Genomic DNA, 326 nt, shown 5'->3' on the forward strand with positions numbered 1-326 from the left:
CGCGGCGATCGCTGCCGTCGCCCACGCCGAGGGGCTCAGCATCAACACCGACTTCGGCGGTCACGGCGTCGGCCGCACGATGCACGGCGACCCGCACGTCGCCAACGACGGCAAGGCCGGGCGGGGTTACCCCCTGCGCGCCGGCCTGGTCGTCGCGCTCGAGCCGTGGTTCCTCCAGACGACCGACGAGCTCGTGACCGATCCGGACGGCTGGACCCTCCGCAGCGCCGACGGTTCCCGCGGCGCGCACTCGGAGCACACCGTCGCGATCACCGCAGACGGACCGATCGTGCTCACCGACCGGTCGTTCCTCGGCGTCGACTGAC

The 326-nt window shown here is 73.0% G+C and carries 1 protein-coding gene; it reads left to right on the top strand.

From position 1 onward, the window contains the following. Window positions 1–325 (top strand): M24 family metallopeptidase (locus P2P98_RS06850; RefSeq protein ID WP_275798421.1); only part of this gene is annotated, 325 nt, incomplete at its 5' end. Between the last annotated feature and the right edge of the window lies 1 nt (window position 326).

It is taken from the genome of Microbacterium sp. Kw_RZR3 (assembly GCF_029222405.1).
Lineage (GTDB): Bacteria > Actinomycetota > Actinomycetes > Actinomycetales > Microbacteriaceae > Microbacterium.